The organism is Butyrivibrio sp. DSM 10294, assembly GCF_028539135.1.
Lineage (GTDB): Bacteria > Bacillota > Clostridia > Lachnospirales > Lachnospiraceae > Butyrivibrio.
In genome coordinates this window covers 90,527-105,837 of record NZ_JANSWL010000077.1, presented here as the reverse complement: position 1 = coordinate 105,837, position 15,311 = coordinate 90,527, and the positions used below count along the sequence as shown (strand labels likewise).

Sequence of the window (15,311 nt, the reverse complement as noted above, 5' to 3'; positions counted from 1 at the left end):
ATACGGATCATTACTGGCGAGGAACCTCAACCATCTCGTAAGCTTCTACAAAATCGCCTTCATGGATCTGATCAAAGCCGTCGAATACAAGACCGCACTCGAAGCCTTCCTTAACTTCCTTGACATCATCCTTGAATCTCTTAAGGGATGCAAGATCACCTTCGAAGATCTGCTCGCCGTCTCTTGAGATACGAACCTTGCAATCCTTCTTGATGATACCGTCCTTAACAAAGGCACCGGCAATGTTACCAACCTTGGAAGCTTTGAAGATAGCACGAACCTCGGCATGTCCTGTAACTCTCTCTTCGTATACGGGAGCAAGCATACCCTTCATAGCGTACTCGATCTCTTCGATTGCCTGGTAGATAACCTTGTAGAGCTTAATCTCAACACCTTCATGCTCAGCCATGCTCTTAGCAGTAGCATCGGGACGAACGTCAAATCCGATAATGATAGCATTAGATGCAGCAGCAAGAGTAACATCGGACTCATTGATAGCACCTACGCCACCGTGGATAACCTTAACAACAACTTCATCATTTGAAAGCTTGAGAAGTGACTGCTTAAGGGCCTCTACGCTACCCTGAACGTCAGCCTTGATAATGATATCAAGTTCCTGAAGTCTGCCTTCCTCAATCTTGGAGTAAAGGTCATCAAGGGACATCTTAGCCTTGGTCTCTTCGATAAGGTCTTTCTTGTGCTGCTGAAGGTATGTGTTGGCATACTGCTTGGCCATCTTGTCTGTCTCATGTGCAAGGAATACTTCACCTGCATTGGGAACATCTGAAAGACCAAGGATTTCAACAGGCTGTGAAGGAAGAGCTTCCTTAAGCTTGTTGCCCTTATCGTCTACCATCGCTCTTACCTTACCTGAGCTTGCACCTGCAGAAATGAAGTCACCTACATGAAGTGTACCCTTCTGAACAAGTACGTTGGCAACGGGACCACGTCCCTTATCAAGTCTTGCCTCAAGTACAAGACCTCTTGCCTGTCTGTCGGGGTTAGCCTTGAGCTCAAGGATATCAGCTGTAAGAATGATGGTCTCAAGGAGGTCCTCAATACCCTCTCCGGACTTGGCTGATACGGGAACGAACTCTGTTGTTCCGCCCCAATCTGTGGAAATAAGACCGTACTCGGTCATTTCCTGCTTAACTCTGTCTATATTTGCATTGGGTTTATCAATCTTGTTAACCGCAACGATGATCTCAACCTCTGCAGCCTTGGCATGGTTGATAGCCTCTACTGTCTGAGGCATAACACCGTCATCGGCAGCTACTACAAGTACTGCGATATCTGTAGAATTGGCACCACGCATACGCATAGCTGTGAATGCTTCATGACCGGGAGTATCAAGGAATGTGATCTTCTGATCATTTACAGATACAGTATAAGCACCGATTCTCTGTGTGATACCACCTGCCTCTCTGTCAGTTACAGAGGTCTTACGAATAGCATCAAGAAGTGATGTCTTACCATGGTCAACGTGACCCATTACGCAGACAACCGGAGGACGCTTCTTAAGTGTCTCTTCTGCGTCATCTTCCTCCTTAAGAAGTTCCTCGATAACGTCTACAGGAACCTCCTTCTCGCAGATGATATCGTACTCGATAGCTATATTCTCAGCTTCCTCATAGGAAAGCTCTGTATTAACTGTTGAAATCTGGCCTGCCATAAAGAGCTTCTTGATGATAACAGAAGGCTGCATCCTCATCTTCTCTGCAAGCTCCTTGATGGAAACCTTCTCAGGGATAGTGATAACCTTGATCTGCTCCTCAGGCTCCTCCACCTTCTTAACCTCAGGCTTGATGAATCTGCCGACTCTCTTACTTCTAGGCATCATCTCTTCCTGCTCATAAGCAAGATCCTTCTTGTTTCTCTTATCCTTCTCCTGGCCCATGCGACGTCTTTCTTCGTCTCTGTGGTTACCGCCCTCTTTTACGGGAGCCTCGAAACCACCGGATCTTCCGCCGCCCTGCTTGTCAAACTTGTTGCCGCCGAACTTGTTGTCCTTGCCTGCGCCGAATTTGCCACCCTGGCCGGGTCTTCCACCCTGATTGTCACGACCGCCGAAACCGCCCTGGTTCTGACCGTCTCTGCGGAAGCCGCCCTGACCGCCTCTATTACCGCCATCTCTGTTATCACGGGGCTGGAAGCCTCTTCCATCCTGACGATTGCCGCCCTGACCGCCTCTGTTGTCTCTGTTTCCGCCGGCCCTGTTATCACGAGGCTGGAAGTTTCTGTTATCCTGACGATTGTTATTAGCAGTCTCTCTGTTCTCCCTTACCTCTCTTTGCTTGTTCTCGGGAGCAGGTGTCTGAACCTGAGGCTGTACCTGAGGTGCGGGCTGAGGAGCTGCTGCAGGCTTAACCTCTACAACAGGTGTTACAACCTCAACAGGAGCTTCCTTCTTGGGCTGTGGCTTGGGAGCAACAGACTTGTTAACAGGTGTGTTGTAGCTCTCGAGCTGTGAAGGAGCTGTCAAAGGCTTAATGGGATGATAAACGTTCTGGGACTGAGCAAAGGTCTTCCTCTGTCCGCCGTTTCTGTTATCCCTGTTATCTCTGTTATCACGGCGCTGATTGTTTCCGCCATTTCCCTGGTTATTGGAACCCTGTCCGTTATAACCGCCCATCTTGGAATTGCCGGCATTGGTTACCATGATAATCTTTTTCTTTTTCTTGGGAGCGTCTCCGGCTTCGGGAGCAGGCTTCTTAACGTGCTTCTGCTCTGAAGCTGTAGCAGGCTTCTGCTCTGCGGGCTTGTCAGCCTTGGGAGCGGGAGCTTCCTCTTTCTTCTCTGCCGGAGCAGCCTTGGGAGCAGATTTGCCAAAATGCTTTCTTGCAATCTCAGCATCACCCTCCTCTATGGAACTGTTCGAACGCTTCGCTTCTATTCCCTTCTCCTGTAAAAAGCTGATAAGCTCTTTTCCTTCGCATCCAAGCTCACTGGCAAGTTCGGATATTTTAATTTTTGCCATTCACATTTCCTCCGTACTTTTTATTCAAGGTAGTTCTTTCGAAGCGTTTTTGCAAAGCCTTCGTCCATAACCGCAAGGCTTGTTCGAACATCCTTACCAATTGCATGTCCCAGATCTTCTTTGTTTCCGAAAAAGATCATGGGAACGTTATAATAACTACATTTATCACTGAACTTTTTCCTGGTGTTATCAGAAGCATCCTCACTTATGATAACCAGTTCAGCTTTTTTATGCCTTATGGCTTCCAGCACGGAGAACTCACCGCTCTGGAGCTTGCCGGCACGCATGCATAAACCAAGTAATGAATATATCTTGTTAGAATCCAATATTTTATCCAAGCTCCTTCTCAATTCGCAAGGTAACATCGTCCGGGATCCGTGATTTAAGGGAACGTTCAAGGCCCTTGTTCTTAACTGCCTTCCTGAAGCACTCTGCATTGTTGCACACATAGGCTCCGCGGCCGTTGGCCCTTCCCGTAATATCAAGAAGTATCTCATCCTCAGGTGTCTTGATAACCCTGATAAGTTCCTTCTTCTCCTTCATCTCTCCGCAGCCGACGCATTTTCTCATCGGAATCTTTTTAGGCATAATTATTCCTCTGTTTCTCCGGCTTCCTCAGATTCCTCGTACTCGCCTTCCTCGTACTCACCCTCTTCGTACTCGCCTTCTTCGTACTCCTCGTACTCCTCATCATAATCTTCGTCATCCAGATAATCTTCCATTCTGAATCCGGGAGCATCCTTAGCCTGAGTCTCGCTCTTGATATCGATCTTGTAGCCTGTAAGTCTTGCTGCAAGTCTTGCGTTCTGACCTTCCTTACCGATGGCAAGTGACAGCTGATAATCAGGAACAACAACCTTGGCGCTCTTCTCATCGGGATCAGCAAATACTGCTACGATCTTGGCAGGTGAAAGAGCATTCTGAATAAGGTTACCGGGGTTCTCATCCCAGTTGATAACATCGATCTTCTCGCCGTTAAGCTCATCAACGATGAGATTAACTCTTGCGCCGTTAACACCTACGCAGGCACCAACCGCATCAACGTTAGGGTTGTTGGAATATACGGCAATCTTGGTTCTGCTGCCGGCTTCTCTTGCGATTGACTTGATCTCTACTGTTCCGTCCTGAATCTCGGCAACTTCCTGCTCGAAAAGTCTCTTAACAAGATCGGGATGTGTACGGGATACAAGAATTCTGGGTCCCTTGGAACCGTTCTTAACCTCAAGAACGTATACTCTGATACGCTGTGTAGGTCTGTAGGTCTCTGTCTTAACCTGCTCGTTCTCGTTCAAAAGAGCATCTGCACGGCCCAGGTTGATGCTGACATTTCTTCCTACAAATCTCTGAACAACACCGGTTACGATGTCATGCTCCTTCTCGAAATACTCGTTGTAGATAGCACCACGCTCTTCCTCGCGGATCTTCTGAAGAATAACGTTCTTGGCGTTCTGGGTAGCAATACGTCCGAATTCCTTGGAATTAAGAGGAACCTCAACCATATCACCTACTGCAGCCTTCTTGCTGATCTTCTTGGCATCATCCAGGGAGATCTCGATCATAGGATCCATAACGTCATCTGCAGTCTCAACTACTTCTTTCTCTGCGAAGCATCTGAAGTCGCAGTTGTTTCTGTCAACCTCAACTCTTACGTTGTCTGCCTTGCCGAAGTTATTCTTGCAGGCTGTGATAAGTGAATTCTCGATTGCATCAAACAGAGAATCCTTGCTGATGTTCTTCTCCTTCTCCAAAAGGTCAAGGGCATCCATTAATTCTTTACTCATGGTAATCTCCTTTTTTAATCAAAAATCAAGTGCAAGTTTGATCACTGATATTTCTTTTCTTACAAAAACTTCATCTGTTCCATTTATATCAACGGTAACTGTGGTCTCATCAAAACCCTTAAGTGTACCGGCAAACTCCTTAACTCCCTCTCTGGGCTTAAAGAGCTTGAGCTCAACATCCTGTCCTATGCTGTTGGCAAAATGTCTGTCCTTCTTGAGCTGTCTTCCAAGTCCGGGACTTGAAACCTCAAGTGTATAGGCCTCTTCAATAAAATCGTCGGCATCCAGCGCATCCGAAAGTGCATGATTCACATCCACGCAGTCATTGATGTTGACGCCGCCTTCCTTGTCGATGTAGGCCCTTAAATACCATTCTCCCGCTTCCTTGACATATTCAACGTCGTAGATGGAAACACCGCATTTCTCAGCGATGGGAGTAAGGAGAGCCTCGGTCTTAGCTTCAATATCGCTCTTCTTCATAAAAACGTATACCTCATTAAGTACATGCATGACAACCAATTGTCTATGCAGCAAAAAAGTGGGCTCTTCGCAAGCCCACTTCCTAGTTCCACGCTTAAATTACCACAAAAACGACTTTTCGTCAAGTCCCTATTATCATAGCATTAGCAGAAAAGTCACTTTCAGCCCTTCCAAACTCCGCAAGCACCCTTTTCCCCTCGGGAATCACATAGGTATTGTCAGAGGAATCAGCAAATCTGTGGAAAAGAACCAGTTCCTTATCCAGCCACTTTCTTACATAAAGCTGATTGCCTGTAGGATTGTTGTAGCTGTTTGTGGTGTACTGCTGCAGCGTAGTTGTGCCGTATTTTATAATATCCTTTGCCATATCATAAAATTCCATGCCGGCCTTTACGATATCCCACTGCCAGTCCGCCAGATCATAAATATCACCACTAAGGCACATTCTTCCAAAAAAGGTGTTAATCAGAGAATACTCAAGACGGGTCCTGTCATCATCTTTTCTAAGCACCGCCCAAACTTGCGTCTGATCAGGCCTTATCACCCTGTGCACATTTGCCGCAATAAGAGGAATTGCCTTGGTCTCATGGGCATCTGAAAAGCTTGCCTGACTTGCAATCTCCATCATTGAATAAACAAGTCTGTGGCCGCCGCTGGAACAATTCTCTATTACCAGATCCGGAATCTCTTCCTTCATCTTTTTAAAGAACTTCCTTGTTCCTTGAACCTTGTTAAAAAGAGCTTCTCCAAGACTGTCTCCGCCATCGCAGCCGATTCCTATGGAGTCGTTATAGTCCACCTTGATATATCCAAAACCGCAATCCTTAAGGTGTTTAATCACCTTCTCTGACAGATGCTCGATAACCCACGGATTCTCCATATCCCAGAAACGGCGTCCCGCAACAGTCAGGGGATATCCGTCCTTTTTAAGCAGATATTCCGTTTTATCAAAATAAGGGCTGTGAGGTCCCACAACCTCCATCTCATACCAAAGTCCCGGGATCATGCCCTTGGACCTTATATAATCCGCAGCTTCCTTCATACCATTGGGGAAAATATCCCTGTTCACTTCCCAGTTGCCTACGCTCTCAGCCCAGTCGTTCTTAAGCCCGTACCAGCCGGAATCAATGACAAAATACTGGATTCTTTTGCCCTCAAGAACATCCGCCTGTTTTCTGATGCTATCAATGGTAGGATTGCCCCAGCTGGTGCAGTATTCGTTAAACATGATACCCATGTGATCATCCACGGGTGAAATATCCGGATGCTGCGCCTTCACCAGTTTGTCGCACACCTCTTCCAGAGAGTTTCCTTCAGCGATAAGAGCATCCGGTGTAATAAAGCTCTCTCCGGGCGCAACCTTCTTGATCCAATGACCGAAGTCTCTGTCCGCAATGCCGCCCATAACAAGGAATTCCTGAGCCTTCTTGCAGGAAACCTCTATCTGCCAGGAGGAAGCCAGTCCCATAAGAACACCCACGAAATGTCCCGACTCAGAGTCCTCAAGAGCCACAAAAGGAAAATACTTTCTCACAGGCATAGAGCCCACATTTCCAAATTTGAACACTCTTGTGGAACAGCCATTCCAGGATTTTTCCAGATGAAGATCTTCTATAGTCTCAGTCTTTAACTTACCCTCTGCGCTCCAAAAGCTGAGAAGTCTGTGGATCTTGTCGGCCTTTACTCCGGATAATGCAAAAGAAGCGATCATCTCAAGCACAGCTTCTTTGTCACTGCCGTTCACAAATTCCGCGAAAACTCTCTTTGCGGCATTATCTTCCTTTTCATGAACCTTAAGAATATGGTGCCTGTCATCCTCATATGTATCCACACGCTCTTTTCCGATATCTGCAGAACCGGTTTTCTTAAGTCCCCAGAAGGTATCACTGGAGCACATACTCATGCCGCAGGAAAAACCGCCCGCATATCCATCTCCCAATAGTTTTACTTCACCTATAAGTTCCATATCTTACCCCTTATGAACATTGAAGGCTCTATCTGTGTACCCATTTCTGTATCTCCTTAAATCACATTATTTTATGCTTTTTGCAAACTCATATACCTTCTCGGACCATTCCCATATGTCTTTGCAATCGTTTTTGACATAGTAGACCTTGTCCTGGAGCTGCGCAGGTATATGAGATCTGAATTCATCTTTATAATTCTCCGGAATTATTATGGCATGAATCCAGTCCTTTAAGACAACTTCATCCTTAATCTTAAAAGGCAGCACTCCCTCAAAAACTCTGCCTGGATGCTCCGCTAATTCATTATACCTGAAAAAGAACCTTACTCCGGGAGTAAAGTCTTCGCTCAAGTCCTTTTCTTCTGGAAAACGGCCCAGCTTTCTCTCCATCACAAGCCTGTCCCCGGCCTGACAGTTGCCCCAAGCGAACATCACGTAGTCAAAGTAATCCAAGGGATCATTGGCTGCATTTCTTGATTCTGCCTTAAGCTCCTCTGCGGTCTTTTTTCTCGCTCTCACAGCAGAAAGAAGACTGCCGCTATCAAAGATACTTTTTGCATTTTCCACAGATGCTGTATGGCAGACCAGATCCGTCATACATCCCTTGTACTTATGACAGGCAGTGCACTCGGTGATCTTCTCAGGCACAGGAACCCTGACTCCGGATTTATAAACAGGTCTGTAGTCCTCAATAGCCCTTGCAATCCCAGGATCCGCCTCGATATCGCAGTCTCTGCCATTATCCGCTTCATACTTCATGAAGTCATAAATTGTCTGTATTTCCCACTCAGAAATATTGGGATAGTCCGACAGTTTTTTATACAACACTCCATCCCAGCATTCCGTAAATTTAAATTCACTGATTTTTATCTTCATGCCCGCTCCCTGTAATCCGGAATTCCCACAATCTTCGCGGCCTCGGTAAAATATTCTTCCTCGATATAAGGCCAGGTCACAGGCGCCTTCGTGGCTTCTTCCTGAAGGCTTGCGGCCTTTTTCAAAAAGTCCACAGTGATGTCTTTGCCTGTTTTCAGCACATAAACGTTGTTGGCAATAAACCATTTTCCCTTATCCATAAGGCCCTTTTCATAAAGAGCATCAATAACATAATCCACATCATAGGGGATATTTAAAAGCTCCGCTTTCCATGAGGGGCCTTCCGGTTCGTTCTCGTCATAGCCGTGAAGAATCAGGCACTGGGCCTGCCCCGGAGCATGTATGGCAATTCCTGTTGAGCCGGTGTTGAAATAGTGCTTTCCCTCTGCCTCCAGCTCAGTCTGAATATGGGTGTGGGCGGCAACAATATAGTCGGTATCAACCTTCTTAAGCCAGCTCTCGGCGCTGCCATCCTTGGTCAAAAGAAGCTCCCGGCTGTTATCCGGTGAACCGTGGCAGCATGTTATGGCAGGATAGCCCGGGCAATCATACTTAAAAGAAATTGGCATGGATTCGAAGAAATCCAAATCCTCATCCGTCAGCAGTTCATAGGTGTAAAGAAGGTTACCACAGGCTGAATTGTAGATCCAGAGCGGTTCATCGGACTCCCCGCGAATAACCTTTCTCTGCCCCAGAAGATAATCCTCGCGATTTCCCCTTATGGCAGTCACCTTGTATTTTCCCATGAGTTCCCGCATATACTGCATTGTCTCAACAGCGTCGGTGGTATCGGACACATAGTCCCCCAGGAGAAAAAACTCTGTGATTCCCCTGCCAATCATATATTCCGCCGCTGCTTTAAAAGCGGTGTAGTTACTGTGTATATCTGAAATTACGCCTATCTGTTTTGTCATTTTTCACACCAAATATTCTTTACACTTGTCAAAATGCATTCCGGAGCAATTGTTTACTCTGGCTATCACAGGCTCCACCTCATCCAGCTTGTACCACTTAAGGTCGTCCACCTCTACAGAATCTGCGAAGTCGCTCTTATTTACATATGCAATGAAGCCGATCATGATAAGCTGCTTGGGTTCAAAATAGTAACTGGATACATACTGGCATCTGTTTACTGTCTGGCCGGTCTCTTCCTTTACCTCTCTGGCCACAGCTTCCTCGATGGTCTCCCCCTCTACCATGTAGCCTGAAACTACTGTCCACTTATCCTCGGATATGTAGTTCTGCTTAAGGAGAAGAACTTCGTTGAGCTCGTTCACCACCAGCACTTCCACTACAGGCAGGGGATTGTTGCCGTATATTCTTTTGCAGGCTGGGCAGATCTTGCAGTCGTCATCCCCAAGTCTTATTTCATCAAGTTTATGTCCGCATTCTGCGCAGTATTTAAAAATCATTGTTGCTCTCCTTTATATGTTTACTTGTGCCAAGCATAATCCATGCCCTAAGGGCATAGTCAATCACTCATTTTCTTAGAATGATCATCTCTCCATTTTTATAGTGAAGACTTGATTTATCTTCTTTGAATCCGTTCTGCTTCATAACCGATATCAGTGTATGCATGAAAAATCCATGGGTAACCAAGGGGCAATCTGAGTTCCGCTCTCGCACCACTCTTTCATCATTTCATTGAACTGCTCGAAATAAACCAAATCCGGTTTTGCCAAATACAGTTTCATTTTAGGCATTTTCATCCCAAATAGTACTCCTTATCCTCTTTTCACAATCATAGCCCTTATTATATTAGATATTATCTGAATTTGAGAAGTCGCAAATGTCATAAAGCCGCATCTATTCTATTATTGAATTCGCCCAATAAAACAAATATTGCTTCCATCGCAGTAGGTGAATCCAGCAAAAAAATCTGGACTTTACCATCGTCATGCTTTCTGTCAGCGTTCCCGGTATTCCCGGAGCAAATATGGTTTTCTTGAGCATTCTTCTTGCTCACCTGGAGGTTCCCGTTGAAGCAGTGGGCCTCGTTCTCGGAATTGATGCTATTCTCGATATGATAAGAACTGTTTCAAACACCACGGGAGATATTGCGGTATCCCTGATCGTGGCAAAAAGTGAAAACCTGGTAGATATGACTAAATGGGAAAGAAAAAAATGAGCACTACAAAAATTAGTACAGCAATGCAAAAAAATAAGCCAGAACAATTAAATGTTCTAGCTTCTCGGGTTGGGCTGTTCTTAACTGGGATGCTACACTAGACTCGAAAATACCTCGTCAAGTGTCCACCCATGGCTCGCACTAGGTTCGAAAAGACCTTACCAAGTGCTCTGCTCAAGTCAATACCTCGTAGCGGAATCGAACCGCTGATTCTGCCGTGAGAGGGCAGCGTCTTAACCGCTTGACCAACGAGGCACGGTATGTTGTCCACTGAAGTGGACTTGTATATATTATCTCATGAGGGAAGAAATTGCAAGTACTTTTTAAAACAGTTCTTCTCTCTTAAGAATACCTCGTAGCGGAATCGAACCGCTGATTCTGCCGTGAGAGGGCAGCGTCTTAACCGCTTGACCAACGAGGCTTATCAAGTGCTGCATGTCAGCAGCAACTCGATTATAATATTACATATCCGGAATTATTGCAAGTACTTTTTTGAAAAAAATTCAATTTTTTTATTTTTTCTTACTGAGCCCGCATAAGATCAAACAAACTGATCTGGTTGGAGTCCGGAATATCTCCCAGAAGTCCCATCTCCGCCATCTTGTCGATTACGCCCTGAGGACATTTGGTTCTTTGACGGAAGTCATCCTTGGACAGAAATGGTCCGTCCTTGGCTGCCTCCACAATCTGATCCGCAGCCTTCTCTCCCATGCCTCCGATACTGTTAAGGGCAGGCATGATCTTGTCGCCAATTACCTGGAACTCTCTGGACTTAACCTTGAAGATATCTATGGGCAGGAATTCTATTCCTCTCTCATACATCTCCTCAACCAGTCTCATATCACCGTACTCTGCCTGCTCGGTGTTGGACAGTTCGTCCTTTCTGTTCTGATAGTCCCTCATAATGGCATGAAGATGGTTCTCTCCCTGGCACATATGCTCATAGTTGAAGGCCTTGGCTCTTATGCTGAACCAGGCTGCATAGAAGGCCTGAGGTATATAAGCCTTGAAATATGCGATTCTCCAAGCCATCATAACGTAGGCCGCAGCATGGGCCTTGGGGAACATGTACTTGATCTTCTCGCAGGACCAGATATACCAGTCAGGAACGCCGTGGTCTATCATGTCTTTTTTCCAATCGGGCCAGTTCTTCTCCTTACCACCGGCAACCTTACCCTTACGCACTGCCTCCATGATCTTGAAGGACTCGGATTTATCCAGTCCCTTCTGGATCAGATAGATCATAATATCGTCACGACAACAGATACAGGTATCGATGGTGGCCTTACCTTCCTGGATAAGGGTCTGAGCATTGCCAAGCCATACGTCCGTACCGTGGGAAAGACCTGAAATCCTGATAAGGTGGGACAAGGATGAGGGCTTGGCATCAATAACCATCTGCATAGCGAAGTCAGTACCAAACTCGGGAAGTCCCAGACATCCAAGCTTTGTTCCGCCAATCTGCTCAGGTGAAATATTAAGAGCCGTTGTGTTCATGAAAAGGCTCATAACATTCTTGTCATCAAGAGGCACCAGCTTGGGATCAAGACCGGTACAATCCTGAAGGAATCTTATCATTGTCGGATCATCGTGTCCGAGAATATCGAGCTTCAAAAGGTTATGATCGATGGAGTGATAGTCATAATGAGTTGTAATTGTAGCGGTAGTCATATCGTTGGCAGGATGCTGCACAGGGCAGAAGGAGTTAATATCTTCTCCCACAGGCAGAACAATGATTCCGCCGGGATGCTGACCTGTACCTCTTCTGATTCCGGTACAGCCCTGAACTATTCTGTTTATCTCGCACTTTCTTTTGCTGCTTCCGATGGAGTCATAATACTTTTTTACAAAGCCGTAGGCAGTCTTATCAGCCAGAGATGCTATGGTTCCGGCTCTGAAGGTCTGACCGTAGCCGAAAATAACCTCAGTATACTTGTGGGCCTTGGACTGATACTCACCGGAGAAGTTAAGGTCGATATCAGGCTCCTTGTCTCCCTTGAATCCAAGGAAGGTCTCGAAAGGAATATCAAATCCGTCCTTGTTCATCATATGTCCGCACTTGGGGCATCTCTTATCCGGCATATCACATCCGGAATTACCTCCGAAGGCCACTACTTCTTCCGATTCAAAATCGGAATACTTACACTTGGGGCAAACATAGTGAGGCGCCAGAGAGTTAACCTCCGTAATACCGGAAGTGAAAGCAACAAAAGAAGATCCTACAGAACCACGGGATCCTACCAGATACCCGTCCTCGTTGGACTTCCAAACCAGCTTCTGGGCAATGATGTACATAACCGCGAAACCGTTCTTGATAATTGAATTAAGCTCTCTTTCAAGACGCTCCTTAACTATCTCGGGAAGTTCTTCACCATAGATCTCATGAGCCTTGTCGTAGCAGATCTTGGTGAGGATCTCGTCACTGTTCTCAATGACGGGAGCGCACTTGTCAGGACGAACCGGAGAAATGGAATCGCACATATCCAGGATCTTCCTGGTGTTATCAATTACTATCTCCTTGGCCTTGTCACCGCCCAGGTAGTCAAACTCCTGCATCATTTCCTCTGTGGTCCTAAGGTACAAAGGTGCAGGTTCCTCCTCGTCCATACCTTTTCCCGCCATGATAATGGTTCTGTATATTTCATCCTCAGGGTTAAGGAAATGGGCGTCGCAGGTAGCAACAACAGGCTTGTTAAACTGTTCTCCAAGCCTTACTATCTCTTTATTTATCGCTCTGATGTCATCATCGGAGTTAATGTCTTCATATTTCTCGTTATCCACCATAAAGTGGTTGTTGGCAACGGGCTGAATCTCCAGATAATCATAGAAATCCACAAGCCTTGCGATCTCTTCGGGAGCTCGTCCCTCAACAACAGCGCCGTACAATTCTCCTGCGCAGCAGGCACTTCCGATAATAAGTCCCTCTCTGTGTTTGATAAGTTCGCTCTTTGGAATAAGAGGGAATCTTCTGAAGTAGTCTACGTGAGACTTACTTACAAGGGTATAGAGATTAACCCTTCCCAATGTATTCTTGGCCAGAATAATACAGTGATTGGGGCGAAGATGTCTTATCATCTCGGGTGTGGGCTTACCGAGGATATTCACATCGGTAAGATTAACTGCCTTCTGCTCCTTGAGCATTGGCACAAACTTATTGAATATCAGCGCCGTACATTCCGCATCATCCACCGCTCTGTGGTGGTGATCAAGAACTACATTAAGGGTCTTGGCTACCGCATCCAGAGTATGCTTGGCCTGAAGAGGGAAAAAGTATCTTGCAAGCCACATGGTATCAACGGTGGTATAGTCTACATCAATTCCCAGATCCTTACAGTTCTGGTTGATGAAGCTGATATCAAAGTTGACGTTATGACCTACCAGCACCGCATCCTTACAGAACTCCACAAACTGAGGGATAATAACCTCCCTTGTGGGTGCATCCATAACCATGTCGTCGTTGATGCTGGTCAGCTTCTCAATCCTATAGGGAATCGGCACCTGAGGATTAATAAACTCCGAGAACCTGTCAATGATCTCACCGTTTCTTATCTTAACGGCGCCAATCTCGATAATTCTGTTCTTAATAGGCGAAAAACCTGTGGTCTCAATATCAAATACTACAAAGGTAGTATCATCCAGTGGCTGCCCCTTGTCATTTACAACAATTTCCTTGAGGTCATCTACCAGATAGGCCTCAACACCCAGGATCAGCTTAAAAAAATCCTGTCTGTCAATCGGAGGCTCGCCGGCTTCTTTCCTTCTCTTCTTCTCAGCTCCGTAGAGATCCTCCCATACATGGTTGGCATCGGTAAGCGCCTGAACAACGCCGTGGTCTGTGATGGCAATTCCCGGCATTCCCCATTTATAGGCCTGCTTGACGATGTTCTTAACCTCGGAAACACCGTCCATATCACTCATCTTGGTGTGACAGTGAAGCTCAACACGCTTAACTTCAGCCCTGTCCACACGCTTTGTTGTAAAGTCGGGAATCTTCTTAACTCCTGCCACAGACTGAATCGACAGCTCATGGTCAAATTTGTCCACAGCAGCAATACCCTTAACCTTGATAAAGGCTCCGGGCTTGATATCCTTACAGATCTCAGGAACATCCTCAGTCTTAACAAACATCTTGACCGTGATGGAATCTGTAAAATCCGTTATGTCAAAAATGAGAATGCTCTTCTCATTCCTGATATCTCTCTTGTCAAAGGCTGTGATTTGTCCGTGAACAACAACTTCACCAAGTTCGCCCACGAGATCCACCAGCTTCATTGCCTCTTCTTCAAAATCTCTTCCGAAAATAACGTCAGGGTTATCGGATCTCTTATAGCTGCCACCGAAATCACCCTTCTTGCCGGCCCACTTGCCCTTGAAGGAAGGCTTGGCTTCTCCACCCTCTGCATTATCGGCATTAGGCGCCTTGCTTTCGGAAGGACCTGCAGCAGCGCCTGCACTGCCTGAAGCCTTCTGAGCAGCCTTTTCCTCTTTGAGTCTCTTCTTCTCCTCAGCAGCTGCTTCCACTGCTTCGAGTTTCCTGGCCATCTTGGCGGATTCACCGGAATAATCGGGCTCGGAATTCTCCTTCTCCACCTTGACAAATTCCGGAGAAATAGCCACTTCAAGGCCGCACCTCTCGTTGATTATCTTGGATAAAACCCTGATAAGGTCAGGAGCTTTCTTCTGTCCAACAACACTGTCTTCCAGCTGGATTATGAGATTATCCTGATCCGGGTACAAAAAATTGGCAGAACGAAAAAGACTATATTCCATATGGTCATAGTCTTTTAATTCTGCCTCAATGCTCTCTCTATAGATATCAAGCAGGTTCTCGGGAGTATACTGAGCCGACAGTGAAAACTTCTCGTAGATCTTGATCACCACGTCCTGTCCGGCAAAAAGCTGTTTCTTGATGCCGTTTTCCGTCTTAATAATGTCGGCCTTATCGATAAGCCTGGTACTTGAAATATATATCCTAATAATATCCTGCTTCCTGGTGGTGGACACCTTCTCCACCACAGTCTGCTCCATGATCTCCCTTGTGTGGGCATCAAGAGTCAGCGCAGGGAATACCTCAAAAAAATCTTTTGACATACCTTACTCCAA

General features: G+C 46.1%; 11 protein-coding genes and 2 tRNA genes. 1 reads left to right on the top strand and 12 read right to left on the bottom strand.

What is annotated here, in order from left to right; all coding sequences use genetic code 11:
• Positions 1-10: 10 nt before the first annotated feature.
• The 9 genes from infB to NXH67_RS09575 form a co-directional block, all read right to left on the bottom strand.
• Positions 11-2,977: a translation initiation factor IF-2 gene (gene infB, locus NXH67_RS09615; RefSeq protein WP_272797248.1), complete on the bottom strand. Its 2,967-nt coding sequence runs from the start codon at positions 2,975-2,977 to the stop codon at positions 11-13.
• A gap of 20 nt (positions 2,978-2,997) precedes the next feature.
• Entirely contained in the window at positions 2,998-3,315 is a 318-nt protein-coding gene (locus tag NXH67_RS09610; RefSeq protein WP_022776930.1) for a YlxQ family RNA-binding protein, read from the bottom strand.
• Positions 3,308-3,565, bottom strand: a complete 258-nt coding sequence (gene rnpM, locus NXH67_RS09605; RefSeq protein ID WP_272797247.1) for an RNase P modulator RnpM — start codon at positions 3,563-3,565, stop codon at positions 3,308-3,310. The genes NXH67_RS09610 and rnpM overlap by 8 nt, the downstream gene beginning before the upstream one ends.
• 2 nt (positions 3,566-3,567) lie before the next feature.
• The gene (gene nusA, locus NXH67_RS09600) at positions 3,568-4,758 is read right to left on the bottom strand and encodes a transcription termination factor NusA (RefSeq protein ID WP_022776932.1); all 1,191 of its coding nucleotides are present in this window, start codon (positions 4,756-4,758) and stop codon (positions 3,568-3,570) included.
• An 18-nt stretch (positions 4,759-4,776) separates the two neighbouring features.
• The gene (gene rimP / locus NXH67_RS09595; RefSeq protein ID WP_022776933.1) at positions 4,777-5,238 is read right to left on the bottom strand and encodes a ribosome maturation factor RimP; all 462 of its coding nucleotides are present in this window, start codon (positions 5,236-5,238) and stop codon (positions 4,777-4,779) included.
• A 121-nt stretch (positions 5,239-5,359) separates the two neighbouring features.
• Positions 5,360-7,204: a glycoside hydrolase family 36 protein gene (locus NXH67_RS09590; RefSeq protein WP_272797246.1), complete on the bottom strand. Its 1,845-nt coding sequence runs from the start codon at positions 7,202-7,204 to the stop codon at positions 5,360-5,362.
• 66 nt (positions 7,205-7,270) lie between these two features.
• On the bottom strand, positions 7,271-8,080 hold the full coding sequence (locus NXH67_RS09585) for a hypothetical protein (protein ID WP_272797245.1): 810 nt from the start codon (positions 8,078-8,080) through the stop codon (positions 7,271-7,273).
• Positions 8,077-8,994 (bottom strand): metallophosphoesterase family protein, encoded by a 918-nt coding sequence (locus NXH67_RS09580; protein ID WP_272797244.1) that lies wholly within the window; start codon positions 8,992-8,994, stop codon positions 8,077-8,079. The genes NXH67_RS09585 and NXH67_RS09580 overlap by 4 nt, the downstream gene beginning before the upstream one ends.
• 3 nt (positions 8,995-8,997) lie before the next feature.
• Positions 8,998-9,492, bottom strand: coding sequence for an NUDIX domain-containing protein (locus NXH67_RS09575; protein ID WP_272797243.1), 495 nt, complete (start codon positions 9,490-9,492; stop codon positions 8,998-9,000).
• Between the two features lie 485 nt (positions 9,493-9,977).
• On the opposite strand from NXH67_RS09575, the gene NXH67_RS09570 reads away from it, so the two are divergent.
• Complete coding sequence (locus tag NXH67_RS09570) at positions 9,978-10,208, top strand: cation:dicarboxylate symporter family transporter (RefSeq protein WP_272797242.1); 231 nt, start codon at positions 9,978-9,980, stop codon at positions 10,206-10,208.
• Positions 10,209-10,391: 183 nt separating this feature from the next.
• On the opposite strand, the gene NXH67_RS09565 is transcribed toward NXH67_RS09570, so the two are convergent.
• The 3 genes from NXH67_RS09565 to NXH67_RS09555 form a co-directional block, all read right to left on the bottom strand.
• Positions 10,392-10,463 (bottom strand) — tRNA-Glu (locus tag NXH67_RS09565).
• A 94-nt stretch (positions 10,464-10,557) separates the two neighbouring features.
• Positions 10,558-10,629: transfer RNA gene (locus NXH67_RS09560), tRNA-Glu, on the bottom strand.
• A gap of 101 nt (positions 10,630-10,730) precedes the next feature.
• Entirely contained in the window at positions 10,731-15,299 is a 4,569-nt protein-coding gene (locus NXH67_RS09555) for a PolC-type DNA polymerase III (protein ID WP_272797241.1), read from the bottom strand.
• Between the last annotated feature and the right edge of the window lie 12 nt (positions 15,300-15,311).

What these genes read in the sequence shown, in the direction of transcription:
- nusA (WP_022776932.1), bottom strand. Translation starts at nt 4,758, where the DNA reads ATGAGTAAAGAATTAATGGATGCCCTTGACCTTTTGGAGAAGGAGAAG.
- NXH67_RS09585 (WP_272797245.1), bottom strand. Translation starts at nt 8,080, where the DNA reads ATGAAGATAAAAATCAGTGAATTTAAATTTACGGAATGCTGGGATGGA.
- rimP (WP_022776933.1), bottom strand. Translation starts at nt 5,238, where the DNA reads ATGAAGAAGAGCGATATTGAAGCTAAGACCGAGGCTCTCCTTACTCCC.
- NXH67_RS09575 (WP_272797243.1), bottom strand. Translation starts at nt 9,492, where the DNA reads ATGATTTTTAAATACTGCGCAGAATGCGGACATAAACTTGATGAAATA.
- NXH67_RS09570 (WP_272797242.1), top strand. Translation starts at nt 9,978, where the DNA reads ATGCTTTCTGTCAGCGTTCCCGGTATTCCCGGAGCAAATATGGTTTTC.
- NXH67_RS09590 (WP_272797246.1), bottom strand. Translation starts at nt 7,204, where the DNA reads ATGGAACTTATAGGTGAAGTAAAACTATTGGGAGATGGATATGCGGGC.
- infB (WP_272797248.1), bottom strand. Translation starts at nt 2,977, where the DNA reads ATGGCAAAAATTAAAATATCCGAACTTGCCAGTGAGCTTGGATGCGAA.
- rnpM (WP_272797247.1), bottom strand. Translation starts at nt 3,565, where the DNA reads ATGCCTAAAAAGATTCCGATGAGAAAATGCGTCGGCTGCGGAGAGATG.
- NXH67_RS09555 (WP_272797241.1), bottom strand. Translation starts at nt 15,299, where the DNA reads ATGTCAAAAGATTTTTTTGAGGTATTCCCTGCGCTGACTCTTGATGCC.
- NXH67_RS09580 (WP_272797244.1), bottom strand. Translation starts at nt 8,994, where the DNA reads ATGACAAAACAGATAGGCGTAATTTCAGATATACACAGTAACTACACC.